At 43.1% G+C, this 13,594-nt stretch carries 15 protein-coding genes; 12 read left to right on the forward strand and 3 right to left on the reverse strand.

Features of this window, described 5'->3' with window-relative positions:
• Positions 1-6: 6 nt before the first annotated feature.
• Entirely contained in the window at positions 7-174 is a 168-nt protein-coding gene (locus WMZ97_RS09530; RefSeq protein WP_343271847.1) for a hypothetical protein, read from the reverse strand.
• A gap of 145 nt (positions 175-319) precedes the next feature.
• Between WMZ97_RS09530 and spoVID the strand changes: the two genes are divergently transcribed.
• On the forward strand, positions 320-1,459 hold the full coding sequence (gene spoVID / locus WMZ97_RS09535; RefSeq protein ID WP_343271848.1) for a stage VI sporulation protein D: 1,140 nt from the start codon (positions 320-322) through the stop codon (positions 1,457-1,459).
• Positions 1,460-1,555: 96 nt separating this feature from the next.
• The gene (locus WMZ97_RS09540; RefSeq protein WP_343271849.1) at positions 1,556-2,566 is read left to right on the forward strand and encodes a phosphotransferase; all 1,011 of its coding nucleotides are present in this window, start codon (positions 1,556-1,558) and stop codon (positions 2,564-2,566) included.
• 658 nt (positions 2,567-3,224) lie between these two features.
• On the opposite strand, the gene WMZ97_RS09550 is transcribed toward WMZ97_RS09540, so the two are convergent.
• Entirely contained in the window at positions 3,225-4,949 is a 1,725-nt protein-coding gene (locus WMZ97_RS09550; protein ID WP_343271851.1) for a pyruvate oxidase, read from the reverse strand.
• Between the two features lie 486 nt (positions 4,950-5,435).
• Between WMZ97_RS09550 and WMZ97_RS09555 the strand changes: the two genes are divergently transcribed.
• The 8 genes from WMZ97_RS09555 (at position 5,436) to WMZ97_RS09590 (ending at position 10,172) form a co-directional block, all read left to right on the forward strand.
• A complete protein-coding gene (locus tag WMZ97_RS09555; protein ID WP_343271852.1) occupies positions 5,436-5,957 on the forward strand; it encodes a PglZ domain-containing protein in 522 nt (173 codons plus the stop codon).
• A gap of 155 nt (positions 5,958-6,112) precedes the next feature.
• Positions 6,113-6,682 (forward strand): hypothetical protein, encoded by a 570-nt coding sequence (locus WMZ97_RS09560; protein ID WP_343271853.1) that lies wholly within the window; start codon positions 6,113-6,115, stop codon positions 6,680-6,682.
• Positions 6,683-7,100: 418 nt separating this feature from the next.
• Complete coding sequence (locus WMZ97_RS09565; RefSeq protein WP_343271854.1) at positions 7,101-7,286, forward strand: helix-turn-helix domain-containing protein; 186 nt, start codon at positions 7,101-7,103, stop codon at positions 7,284-7,286.
• Positions 7,287-7,397: 111 nt separating this feature from the next.
• Positions 7,398-8,390 carry a DnaD domain protein gene (locus WMZ97_RS09570; protein WP_343271855.1) on the forward strand — a complete coding sequence of 331 codons (993 nt, stop codon included), beginning with the start codon at positions 7,398-7,400 and terminating at the stop codon, positions 8,388-8,390.
• Positions 8,387-8,680: a hypothetical protein gene (locus WMZ97_RS09575; protein ID WP_343271856.1), complete on the forward strand. Its 294-nt coding sequence runs from the start codon at positions 8,387-8,389 to the stop codon at positions 8,678-8,680. The genes WMZ97_RS09570 and WMZ97_RS09575 overlap by 4 nt, the downstream gene beginning before the upstream one ends.
• A gap of 24 nt (positions 8,681-8,704) precedes the next feature.
• Positions 8,705-9,256, forward strand: coding sequence for a DnaB-like helicase N-terminal domain-containing protein (locus WMZ97_RS09580; protein ID WP_343271857.1), 552 nt, complete (start codon positions 8,705-8,707; stop codon positions 9,254-9,256).
• Complete coding sequence (locus WMZ97_RS09585) at positions 9,257-10,027, forward strand: replicative DNA helicase (RefSeq protein ID WP_343271858.1); 771 nt, start codon at positions 9,257-9,259, stop codon at positions 10,025-10,027.
• Between the two features lie 22 nt (positions 10,028-10,049).
• Positions 10,050-10,172, forward strand: a complete 123-nt coding sequence (locus WMZ97_RS09590) for a hypothetical protein (RefSeq protein ID WP_343271859.1) — start codon at positions 10,050-10,052, stop codon at positions 10,170-10,172.
• Positions 10,173-10,403: 231 nt separating this feature from the next.
• On the opposite strand, the gene WMZ97_RS09595 is transcribed toward WMZ97_RS09590, so the two are convergent.
• Positions 10,404-11,075: a GntR family transcriptional regulator gene (locus tag WMZ97_RS09595; protein WP_343271860.1), complete on the reverse strand. Its 672-nt coding sequence runs from the start codon at positions 11,073-11,075 to the stop codon at positions 10,404-10,406.
• 257 nt (positions 11,076-11,332) lie between these two features.
• Here WMZ97_RS09595 and WMZ97_RS09600 point away from each other — a divergent pair, with 257 nt between their 5' ends.
• A complete protein-coding gene (locus WMZ97_RS09600; protein WP_343271861.1) occupies positions 11,333-12,529 on the forward strand; it encodes a CaiB/BaiF CoA transferase family protein in 1,197 nt (398 codons plus the stop codon).
• 14 nt (positions 12,530-12,543) lie between these two features.
• Positions 12,544-13,449, forward strand: coding sequence for a hydroxymethylglutaryl-CoA lyase (locus tag WMZ97_RS09605; RefSeq protein WP_343271862.1), 906 nt, complete (start codon positions 12,544-12,546; stop codon positions 13,447-13,449).
• Positions 13,450-13,594 lie beyond the last annotated feature (145 nt).

Consider the following 13,594-nt stretch of genomic DNA (forward strand, 5'->3'; position numbering starts at 1 on the left):
AGTGTGCTAAGCTTGGTATGGTATATCTTTCGGCGTAGCTCCCGCACGTATTGGCGTAGCTCTCGCACGTATTGGCGTAGCTCTCGCACGTATTGGCATAGCTCCCGCACGTATTGGCATGGCTCCCGCACGTTTCGGGTTTGCTCCTGCGGTTTCAAGCCCCCGCAACCGCACGTTTTAGACTGCTTTCTTGCAAACGATCATGAAAGATACTTTTTCAGTGATCTCATTTTTTGGCATAACTTTCTTTTCCTCTTCATATATTGAAGAAGACAGAGCTAAAGGGATAGGAGTTAGTTTGTTGAAGGGAGGAAGTCATTTGTCAAATGATCAAGCTGTTTTCAGTTTTGAGCTGAATGAATCGTTATATTTTGAAAAGGGACAGGAAGTTGAGGAGATACGAGGAATCGCATTAGATCCAGAGATATCGATTCAACCCTTTAATGAGTATATTTCCATTAGAGGCGTTATCGAGCTTCGTGGGGAGTATGTAAAGGCGAATGGGCAAAATCAGGAACAGAACAACACGGTTGAATTTGATGAAGAATATCATGCACGGCGGTATATGGAACGGGTGGAAGACTTAGTGGAAGGCGGGGCTGAATTCTCGCATCGGTTTCCTGTTGAAATTTCCGTACCTACCTATCGTGTCGGAGATTTAGAGGATGTAACGGTTAGTATCAATTCGTTTGATTACGAATTACCAACGCAAAATCAAATTACCTTTGCCTCAACGATTGCCATTCATGGTATTAGTGAACAAGAAGAGAGCCCGAGAGATGAACCGGCATATGATTACCAAGCGGATGATGATCATACGTTTGATTTCGATATAAAAGAGCCGCAAGAACTGGAGTCACCTTTTGATTCAGAGTCTTCGCAACATCAGGATATGCCGATATTATCCACGGAATCGGAAACATTATCTGAGCCATCGAGTTCGCCCGATCGCTGGAAACATGAAAAGACACAAAGCTTTGCGGAGTTTTTTAAACAACCTGAACCAGAAGTTGAATCAAGCGTTTCCCCATCAACATTGGAAAGTCCGTATGCGGAATCGGACGTTGAACCATCCGTCGAAGCCTCGTATTCTCCGGAGTATTTTAGTGTCGATGAAAGCAGCCGGGAAAGTCAAGCGGATCCATCCAGTCTTGTCAGTCCAGAAGTGATAACTGAAATCACAGATAGCAAGCAAACGCATGAACGGCCGCAAATTAATGAAAATGCCGAATTAGATGGCAATCAACCGGCAGATGTCCGTTATTTATCTGACATGTTTCGTAATGAGGAAGAACACTTTTCCAGTATGCGTGTTTGCATTGTGCAGGACAGGGATACTTTAGAAACCATTGCTGACCGTTATAAAATTACCACGATGCAACTAATGAAACAAAACAGGCTGGAGGATGACACCGTTTCAGAAGGTCAAATTCTATATATTCCAACCAAAAAAAGGTGAACAATGCTTTGAACATAGAATAGTGGATTAGCTGCAATAATTGGTTATGCCCCTTGTCTCTCAAGGGGTATTTATTTTTAAAGGTGGCTCGATAATATGAAAGATATAAGACAAATCCTAGCGTCTTATCCGATACATGTTGTTTCACAAGAGCAAATCACGAAAAACGTGCTGCGAATTTTTGATGGCCAGCGTGCTTATGCTTTAAAAAGAAGCCAGCTGACAAGTGAGGCGGTTGCCCAATGGGAAAATGTCTACAATCAGGCATATCAACAACATATCTCGTCAATCCTTCCCGTTTATATGACCAATCAAGGGGAGTTGTCCCGTTCGGATAGTTATTCTTTTTACTATCTAACCCCTTGGATATCAGAAAAGGAGCTGGGAAGAAAAGAGCAAATCAAGCGGCTGTATCATACAATTGGTGATATCCATGCAAAAACACAACAGTCGTTTACCATGGATGCTGAAAAAATTACTGCTAGTTTCACATCCTATCGGAAAACACTTCAGACCAACCGTAAACTGCTGTTGGAATGTGTAGAGCTGTTTGAGAAAAGCCGCTATATGTCGCCTGTGGAATTATTGGTTTGTACCCATTATCGCGATTTGGACAGTGTGATGCGGGAACTGGATCAGCGGGTGGAGCGATTTATCGATGAAGTAAATGGACAATCCGAGTGGCGTTCCTGTTTGTGCCATGGTCAGCTCGATTTCTCCCATTGTCTGTTTGGGGAGCAGACCTACATTACGAATTGGGAGCATGCCTATTATGATAATGCGACACGTGATCTGGCAGCCATGTATCACACGATTGTAACGGATTATGACGATCCGGTCGATGATTTGCTTCACAGCTTTACGGATTACACCAAGAAGAATCAACTGTCAAATGCTGAATTATATTTGCTTTCGATTTATTTATTAGATCCCACGGATTACATGGATCGGATCGGTCAATATCGAAATAACCCATCGGAAACCGCTCAAGTTGATATGGTCCAACAGTTACAGCGTGCCTATCGCAAATTATTGTTTGCCGGGAAATGGCTAGAGTTTTCGGATTCAGAGACGGAAACAGAAACCGCTGATGAAGCGGAAAACTAAATCCACTTTAAATAAAAGGCTAGAAATATCCCGACAAGTGCTCCCAACAAGAACACATCCAGCGTGGTTGGGAAAAACAGGGTACGTACTAATTGGAATATTAAGATGGGAAGGGTGCATTTTTCACAGATGAACAGACAATTCCTTGCCCATGGCGGCAGTTTGTAACGATAATATCGGGCCATTATATTCACCTCTTTTACCACGTTTTCGTCCATTTGATATACTGTATGTGAGAGGTGGGTCACTTTGTGCAAGGTGTGGGAAAAAAGTGATATTGATATTGGATAGCATGAATGCTGTTTATGGAAATATAGATTAGAAGGCAGATATTGGATCTGAAAAAGATTTATTTGGAGCATTGTATCATCTACCCTCCCTTTTATGATTTCAGATGATTCATCTCCAGCTTTAATAAAGTGGTAGGGAGTAACGTCAGGGATGCTTATGGGGGTATTGGTCGACACTTGTTTGGCGCTGCTTAGGATCGTTACGTTGATCGTATACAGTTCGACATATATTTAAACGTGCGGGTTCGGCTCTTTTTCGCGAACCCAGACACGTCTATTTGTTATGGAGAGGCGGGTACTTCTTGATTTGGTTGGTGGCAATAACTAAAAGAATAGCATGCTTCCTTCAGAAAGTGACAGTACTCCCCTTACAACAGGCGGCGAACTGTATCTCCCATATCCGGAAACTCGATTTTCTTATTTAAAAAGAAATTCTTCATTAAAAATCGCCCATAAGCTACTGCCTGATCATAGGTGATTTTTCCAGGCAATGGTGCCAAATCTTTCGTGACCACATCAATAATGGCCGGTTTGGTTGAATGTAGCGCTTGTTGCATCGTTGATTCCAAATCCCCACCTTTTTCAATACGATAGCCTTCTCCACCGCAAGTTCTGGCAAATCCGGCAAAATCCATTGCCCCCAAATCCGTTTCGTGATTGACATGACCAGATGCTTCTTGTTCATATTTAATCATCCCAATCATACTGTTGTTCAATATGACAACCTTGATTGGCAATTCATATTTAACCGCCGTAACAAAATCTTGCATCACCTGGGCAAAGCCACCATCCCCGCAGATAGCTATAACTTGTTTATTCGGATAGGCAAGCTGGGAAGCGATTGCCCCGGGCAGTCCGATTCCGATCGTGGCAAGTCCACCGGAAAGAAGGAAGTGTTGTCTGGTAAAGTGGAAATAACGAGCAGTCCACACCGTTACATTACCGACATCACAGGATACGACGGCATCATCGTGTACACTTTTTTCTACCGCACCGATTACTTGCGGCCCATAAAGAATCGCATCCTTTTTATTTTTATCCTCGTACATATGGGTATGCCACCGCTTCATTTTTTCTTGGTACATTTCAAGGAAGTCTGTATTTTTCTTCTCCGCAATTCGCTCTGTTAACATTGGTAAAATTTCTTTTGTATCGCCACACAGCCCCTCGGTAATCGGATAGATTGCGCCAACCCTGTCCTGCATAATCTCAATTTGAATAGCGTTTACATCACCCGGCAAATAATCCCGATACGGAAAACTGGTCCCGATGAGCAGTAACAAGTCGGTATCCATAACCGCCTCAAACGCCGGCTTTGTACCAATTTGCCCGTGCTGTCCCAGGTTTAAGGGATGGTAATCAGGAATGGTTCCCTTTCCGAGCAAACTTAATACAATTGGTGCTTTTATCTTCTCGGCAAACGCTAGTAATTCTTCCCTAGCGTAATAAGCACCTCTTCCCGCAAGAATGACTGGTTTCTTTGCCTCATCCAGTAGTTTGGCGGCATGATTTAATCTACCCTGGTGCGGGATTGTCGTTGGAGCAGCCAGTGTACGATTGGTAAGTTTTTTATTGTCATGCTTTTGTTTTACCGCGAACAAATCATCCGGCACGATTAAAACCGATACACCCCGATGCGTATAGGCCATCCGAATGGCTGCATTCAGCATATCTGGCAGATGTGTAGCCTTTTCTGCCCGCTTGTTATAAACCGCCACCCCGTCAAACATCCGTTCCAGGTTGATTTCCTGATGGGCATCGGTTCCGACAATATCGGTTGGTACTTGTCCGACAATCGCAAGCACCGGGGCTCTATCTTTTTTAGCATCGTATAATCCATTGAGCAAATGAACGCCACCAGGACCAGCAATCGATAAACAAACACCCAATTTCCCGGTTAATTTGGCATAAGACGATGCGGCAAGGGCACCTACTTCTTCATGCCGAATTTGAATAAAGTTAATTTCCTCCTCTTTTTTGCGTAAATCATCCATGAATTCATTAATGGAATTACCGGGCATTCCGTAGATATGATTCACACCCCAATCGATAAGCAAATCAGCAAGTACTTCGCCAGTCCGTTTTTCAAACATGTTTTATCGTCCTTTCCACAACAGTTACTTTCTTTCTACTTTTACTATTTCCTTTTTAATTATCCTTATGATTAAAATGAGAGGATGCAAAGGAAGGTCAACTTAGAACCGGCTGCGCGCATTTATTTGCTAGTTAGTGAAAGTCCAAGCCAAATAAGTGTCAAGACGTAGGAGATATTTAGTATATAGGATGGTCGCTGTGTGCGATGGGGAAAGGGTGTCAAACGATCGAAAATGTACGGAAGAAGGGCATGCTAACCGATTGAAAAAAGGATGCTGCTTTCCGGTGCTGCCGAAAAAAGTGAAGATTGTCGATCGTTACTTTATCAGTGGTCCCCCATTCGGTATAGATAGCTGTTTCGAATCCGATACGCGGGGTAAAAGATACGACCTTTGACTGTTGAACCGGACAGAACCTGCCATGCGGCTGTTTCCGTTGAGCCGTTCCAAGAAACCATTGCCGTTTCTTTACATAAATAGTCTACTGTGATATTCGGGGGATCAAGCGGGGTCGAGTTACGGCAAACGATACAAGGGAAAAAAGTGATTTATATTTACCACAACACAATCGATGCACGTGGCGATAATGCCGATACGGAAATGGAAGTGTTTCAAGCGGTAGAAGAAGCGATGGATGATATCCTTGCCCTTGTCAATCGTCTGGTAAATACCGTCAGTGCAGCAAACATGCTAATCACGGCTGACCATGGGTTTATCTACCAACGAGATCGTGTGGAGAAAAGCCAAAAGCTACGATTTGTGGTAAGGTCTATGCACTCACGACAAATCCTGAGGCTTTTCGCATTATATGCTAGAAAGTCGGATGTTGTTTCGCTTGCATTACAGGAATACGAAGAAGCGGAAGTAGAATCTATTAAGCAAAAAGTCTTAAAATTAGGAAGAACGCTTGGGACAAAGTGTAGGATGATGTTGGTGCATCCATTGCATATATTAAAAGAAATTTATGGCTGGTCCACTATAGAAACTTATCAGTTTGCTTTTCACTGAAAAACCATTATTGAGATTCGGACAAGGGTCTGACTTAGTCCCAACCCTCGTTTCGAATACTCCCTCATTTCCATCGACTGCATAAAAAAGCCACATAATCTAACGAATAAAAGAAATAATACCTATAAATAATTTTTATTCAGGTGGTTAGTTATATGGAGGAAAAGCAGATAGAGCTTTTAAATAAAATTAGATCAATGCATGAAAAGGTATCTCAGTTGGAAATCGACTATTTTAAAGCCTTTTCTTTTTTTGGGAACTGGCAATTTTGGATAGTAATATTAATGTTAGTTGTTCCATTAATTGTTTTATTTCTTTTTATCGATAAAGATAAGATGCTGTTGCTTGGTTTTTTCGGATTGAATTATCATATTTGGTTTGCTTATACGAATGTGATTCAAATTGATCTGGGCTATATAAATTATCCATATCATTCGTTTCCGCTTTTAACTGCATTTTCCCTAGATGCCTCTTTGGTGCCTGTATGCTTTATGCTTTTATACCAATGGACATTGAATCACAAAAAGAACTTTTACCTATATCAACTGTTACTTTCTGTTGTGCTTGCATTTATCTTGAAACCAATCATGGTTCAATTGCATCTTTTTCAAATGCACAACGGCCTTAGCTATTTTCAATTGCTCATAGCTTATGTTGTATTATTTGTTGTATCTAAATTAATCACAAATTTATTCTTATGGCTTCAGCAAAAAAATAACACTTGAAATAAATAAAATATCAAGCGTTTATATCGATGGAGATTAAATGCTTGATCCACTTCCTGGATATCATTCCTAGGGAGACAACATCTATCTTTAAAATTGTGTCAGCAGGTGGGGACGAAATATTGGAAAGAAGTTATGTCATTTGCCCAGTGATGAAAATTCATCCGGGGTTTTTTGCTTATCAGTAGCCATGTTCGATTTCACATTCCACGCAAACAACCTTCCTCTAAGATCATCCTTTTACCTAAACCATCACAAACCAATCAAATTATTCCACAAAGAATAAAAAACTCCCCACCCCATGCCACCTTTCCCACACCCAAATTCGATTATAACAATAGAAGCAGGTACTTTCCGTTTGATTCGGATGCTTTCCACCTGCCTTATTTCCTGATCACCCGCGAAAGGAGGGGTATGCTTGGATCGTCACACAATCACTGTTAAAGAGGTGGCAGCTTATCTTGGTGTGCATACCGATACCGTGTATTGCATGGTGAAATTAAACCAGATCCCGCATTTGAAGCTGCGCAACCGCATTTTGTTTACGAAGGATTCCATTGACAGTTGGATACAAGACCAGGCAAATGCCAACCTGCATGCGTAAACGTGCAGGTTTCTTGTGCGTGTATGTAAAGCAATGCGCTCTATTTAAGAGAATATAAATTCAATAGACGGGAAACTTCCACAAAAAGGGATTCCAAAGGAGGAAAAAGACATGAATTATATCAAAGAACTGAATGCCTTTCGTGACTTTTTATTTGAAACGAAATTGCCTGCTGGGGCGATTTCATTATGGTATGCGTTGATGAGTATTAACAATAAGGCGAAATGGAAGCGGCGGTTCAATGTTTCCAATGCGATTGCGGGGCAGCTTGCTGGTCTATCGAAACAAGGGGTGTTGGATGCGCGTAATAAGCTGATCGAGCATGCGTTAATCCATTGTGAAAAAGGGTGTAAAGGAAAGGCCCCGAGTTACGAGATGATTTCCTTGGTTGATGATGACGATGCAACTACATCGGAGCCATTGCCTGATGAAATCGATCAATCGTCCACGGGCAACACACCGATAGCAATGGCGGAAACACGAAGAAATCTCGAAAACAATGTGGCTGAAACAGAGATAGGTGCCGCGCATTCCGAGTCGTTCAAGGCTATACCGGAAAACCCAATGGATGAACAAATGATGAAAGCTAAAACTATGGAATTCGACAAATCGTTAGAAGAAGGTCTATCCCCAAATAGACAGCCAGCATCACGGCTTGACCCATTGCCTTACCGATTACTTGACTCATCACTTGACCGATTGCCGGACCACCACTTGCCCATACATAAACGTAAACATAAACAAAACAAAAAAAGACAGGATAGGAGCGCGTACGGGAAAATTTTAATGACGTATGAAGAAAATATAGGCGATCTGAGCCCCATTACGAAACGTGAATTATGGCAGTGGCATCAGAAAGTGGGGGAAGGGCTATTGACGGAAGCGATCAATCGGACGGCCAAGCATAACGGTAAAACGTTTGGTTACCTGGAGAAAATTTTACTGGAATGGCAGGCAGCAAATGTACGCACAATTGATGATTGCCTCACGTATCAAAAGCGTAAAGACAGCGGCTGGAGCAAAGGAACGGGCTCATACAAGCAACAGCAGCAAGCAACTAGTGAGTCCTTGTTTGATGAGTTGCGAAGGGAGGCAGGACTATGAATCAGCAAGAAGCGATTGAGACGTTGCAAACGATTAAAGATATTTATCCAAACTTTGTGATTTCCAAACGAAAGGCCGCTATCCTGTTGCCGGAATTACAGAAGATGGATCATGCTCTGGTGATGAAAAAGCATCTGCCTATGCAGCGAGTCATACCTACCCGCCAACGCTTGCCGAAATCGCTGCTTACCCTGCTGAGCATAATAACCACTTGGAAAACCTTTGTCTATGGCGGGCGGAAGCAGCAATGGTACCTACAGAGGTTAAACAACGATTTCATCAAGCAATGATCACGTTGTTAAAGGAGAAGGCATATGACACGAACAGCGAATATTGAGGCGGAAACCTCCGTATTGGGAAGTGTGTTGCTGGATGGAACATTAGTTCACGAGTTGTCTGTAAAGCCGGAGCATTTTACCGATCATCGTCATCAACGAATCTTTCAGGCGATGAAACAGGTTGCAAGCCAAGGCAAGTTTATTGATATGGTTACGCTGACAACCCATTTGGGAAATGCGATTACCGAGATTGGCGGGACGACATATTTACTAGCGATGGCCGAATCTGTTGCCAGTACGCAAAGCCTGAAACATCATGAACAGCTAATTTTTGCGGCCTACCGAAATCGAATGGCCCAAAAGTTAGCACTTTCCTTTGCTGAACATCCCTCAGAAGCGGAACTGGATACGTTAATCAGCAGCCTGCAAGCGTACCGGGAGATCGGGGTCAACAATCTGGAAAAAACAACATATGATCATTTGCTGAAAATCACCGAGGAGATGTGTTTTCCAACGGAGGAGCAAGCAGGGTTTGCCACCTCGTTTACCGATTTGGATGGCATGACTGGTGGGCTGCAGCGCGGGTAGTTGGTAATTGTTGCGGCTCGACCGTCCGTTGGGAAAACAGCATTTGCACTCAACCTGGCGGCCAATCATGCGAAAAATGGGGGATCATCCATTTTATTTAGCCTGGAGATGGGGACGAAGCAATTATTGCAGCGGATGGTTTCCTCGGTTGGCAGAATCAATGGTCAAAAGTGGCGTACGATGGCGTTTAACGAAGACGATTATGACCGTGCGCTACACGCGATTGGAGAGATTTCCCGTTGGAAACTTAAGCTGTACGACAAGCTGCGGACGATTTCAGAGATGCGCGGGGCAATTCGTAAACAGATAATCGACCATCCCAATGAACGGCATGTTGTGTTAATTGATTATTTGCAGTTGATCACCCCAGCAGATGTACAAGCCAGACGTGATTTGGAAATTGGCGTGATGACTCGTGAATTAAAGCTGCTGGCAGTGGAACTGGATGTTCCGATTGTGCTGCTGTCCCAGCTTTCCAGAGGGGTGGAATCACGGCAGAATAAACGGCCGCTCATGTCCGATCTGCGAGAATCCGGAAATATCGAACAGGATGCCGATGTGATTTCTTTCCTGTATCGGGATGATTATTACAGCCGGGAAACGGTCGGACAAAGCCGGATGGAGGTTATTTTAGCGAAACAGCGCAATGGTCCAACTGGAACGATCGAGCTTGCCTTTGATAAACCATATGGACGATTTTGTAATTTAACTGGGGAAGGGACGGAGAATAATGAAGAACCTCGTGTTTTTGCTGTTGAAGGAACAGTATGAGCAGAACGGGAAGCTTTTGTCGGTGAGGGAATTGTCTGAGCGGATAAAGGTGCCTTGCGCGCCAGAGGAATTGGTGGAAGGGGTTTATCTGTTTGATATGTATTTGGATGAAGGGCGGGAGAAGATGTTGATTTTTTCCGGATAAAGGGTTAATAAACGCGAAAAGATATATTCCTATTCATACGATCCAAAGAGACCGAAAAGGGTAGTGTGAACGTGTCATGAGCATAAAAACAGCGTGGTATTCTTCATCCATTCATGATGAAGGCTACCACGCTTGTTTTTAGTGGCTTTGACTAAGCCCCATTTTACTTTTACTCAAATGCAGACCACCGAACAAAACATTCACTTCAATAACAAGCAGGTCAGTAAATCCTCACTTCATTTTCTCAGAGATCGAATAATCTTCTTCAATATCACCGATATGAAATAATACTTGATCCCTGCCATGGTATATATGCTCATGCATCGCGACGCGCGCACGTTCGATGTCTTGTTCCTGAATTGCTTGAAGGATCGTATTGTGACTGTCCAAGGATTGGTGCATTTGTTTTTCATTAAACCAATAAAAAGAACGGAATATCAACGGCAGGACGACCACTTTGGCTATGTGGGAATAAATATGCTGATTCTTGGAAGCTTGTATTACGCAGTCGTGAAAGTTGCGGTTGATGTCTAAAATGTCCTCAATGGTTGACTGGCCGGTATGAAAGTGATCATGAATTACCTGTTTGTAGGATTCATTGGCAGTCTCCAATGCCTGTATATCTAAATCAGTTCGGTGAATCGAGGCCTGGGCAGCTGCATATCCTTCTAAAAGCGTTCTGACATCGTATATTTGCTGTATATCTTCTTTCGTGTAATGACGGACGCGAATCCCTCTTTTCATGGAGACAGTCAGCCCTTCCGCTTCCAATTGTTTCAATGCCTCACGGATCGGTGTGCGGCTTATTTGTAATTCATTCGCTAAAAATTCTTCGGTGAGACGCATTTTTGGACGGAAGTCACCGTGTAAAATCGCCTTTTTAATATATGTGTATGCATCCATTTTTCAAACACCTCTTTTCCGTATTGTATAGGAATACAAGGTGTTCGGCAAATGCTATTGTTTTGTTTGTATACAAATAGATGATTTCGCTCGTAAAAAAACAGATATTTTTAAATAATTATTGCATATTTGTATACAAACTGTTAAAATACAAAACACCATACATAATATTTAGATTTATCACCCAATTAGCAACGGGGGTTAAGGAAAACATACTGAAACAATAGCTGTTGCTTGTCAAAAAAGGAGGAAGGCTGATGGGGCAGAGTTTAGAGGGTGTGAAGGTGCTGGAATTAGGTAGTCTGATTGCTGGTCCTTTTGCTGGAAGGCTGATGGCAGAATTTGGTGCCGATGTTATAAAAGTCGAACCGCCTGGAAAAGGGGATCCACTGAGAGATTGGCGTCATATCTATGAAGGAACATCCTTATGGTGGCGATTACAGTCGAGAAATAAAAAATCAATTACGGTCAATTTAAAAAGTGAAGCGGGACAGGAAATCATTCAATCACTCGTGAAGGAATGTGATATTCTTGTCGAGAACTTTAGACCTGGCACAATGGAAAAATGGAATTTGGGATATGAAACATTGTCCGCCATTAATCCCGGTTTAGTTATGGTGCGTGTTTCCGGTTATGGGCAAACAGGTCCGTATCGTGATAAAACTGGTTTTGGCAGTGTTGGTGAGTCGATTGGCGGGCTCCGCTATATTACCGGATATCCGGATCAGCCGCCAGTAAGGGTTGGGATCAGCCTTGGAGATTCCCTTGCAGCGATGTATTCGGTAATGGGAGCGATGATGGCACTGTATCATCGCGATGTAAAAGGTACGGGGAAAGGACAAATGATTGATGTTTCGTTATATGAGGCCGTGTTCAGTCTGATGGAAGGGGCATTGCCTGAATTTGATAAGCTTGGTGCCATAAGGGAACGGACCGGATCGTCGCTGCCAGGAATTGCACCATCGAATACATACCAGTGTAAGGATGGAAAGTATATCGTGATCGGCGGGAATGGGGATGCTATTTTCAAACGTCTGATGGAAGCGGTCGGACGGCCTGAGTTAGCGGAAGAAGCGCGTTTTCAACGGAACAGTGGCAGGGCTTCTGAGGCAGATTTTCTTGATGAAGTAATTGAGAATTGGACAAAAACGGTCGATTTGCAGACGGCATTGGATATTCTTGATAAAAAAGAGGTTCCCGCTGGGCCGATTTATAGTATCAAAGATATTGTAAACGACCCGCATTACTTGAGCAGAGGAATGATTGAGGATTTTAAATTGAACGAAAAAGAATCTCTGAAAATCCCTGGGGTCGTGCCGAAAATGAGCGAAACACCTGGGGAGACAAAATGGCTTGGCCCAGATCTTGGACAGCACACAGATGAAGTGTTGGAAAATTGGCTCGCCTATGATGATAAAAAAATTGCCCAGTTAAAAGAGCAAGGGATTATCTAGAAGGGGGAGAGGGAATGGAGAGCATTGATATTCAAGAGGTCGTGACACGAGACGGTTTGCAAATAGAGGATCAGTTCCTGCCGACAAAAGAAAAAATTGATTTAATTAATCAACTGTCTGCCGCGGGAGTTAATAAAATTGAGGCAACCTCGTTTGTATCTCCGAAAGCTATCCCTAAATTGCGAGATGCAGAGGATGTCATGCTGGGGATTGATCGCAAGCCCGGGGTGACGTATACCGCCTTGATCCCGAATGTGAAAGGTGCCGAACGCGCTGCGGCCTGTAAGGTTGACGAGGTGAACCTTGTTGTTTCCGTCAGCGAAACGCATAACCGGAAGAATGTGCGTAAAACAGTGGAAGAGTCTTTTTCCGGTTTTGCAGATATTGTGAGCTTCCTGTCAGGTACTGGGATCAGCATTAATGGGACATTAGCAACCTCGTTTGGCTGTCCATTCGAAGGTGCTATTGCCGAAGACAGCGTACTGGCACTAATTGATTCTTATCTGGAATTGGGAGCAGATGGGATTACACTTGCCGATACGACCGGGATGGCGACGCCGAAACAGGTTTTTCAACTTTGTAAAATAGTATTGGATCGCTGGCCGAATTTGCCGTTAACGCTGCATTTTCATAACACGCGCGGCATGGGACTTGCGAATGTGGTGGAAGGAATCCGAGCAGGTGTGAAACGATTTGATGCTTCACTGGGTGGTCTGGGCGGCTGTCCATTCGCTCCGGGTGCCACAGGAAACATTTGCACGGAGGACCTTGTTCATATGCTCGTCTTTATGGATTATCATGTAAAAACAGATCTTGATCGACTGATTGCAACCGCCAAGCATTTGGAAAAAATGTTGGGACACAGCTTGCCAGGACAAGTTATCAAGGCTGGTAAAATAACGGATTTGCATCCTGTATAACAAACGTGGATGCAAATAAAATGATGAGAGAAGCTTTCCATCTTGTATATCAGAATATTATGTTTTTAAAGACTTGTGGTGATAAGTCAAGAGAAAACCAATAAAAAATTTAACTAATAACGGGCTTTCAAAGGAAAAAAAGGCA

The sequence above is a fragment of the Lentibacillus songyuanensis genome, from assembly GCF_039548255.1.
GTDB classification, from domain to species: Bacteria; Bacillota; Bacilli; order Bacillales; family Amphibacillaceae; genus Lentibacillus_C; species Lentibacillus_C songyuanensis.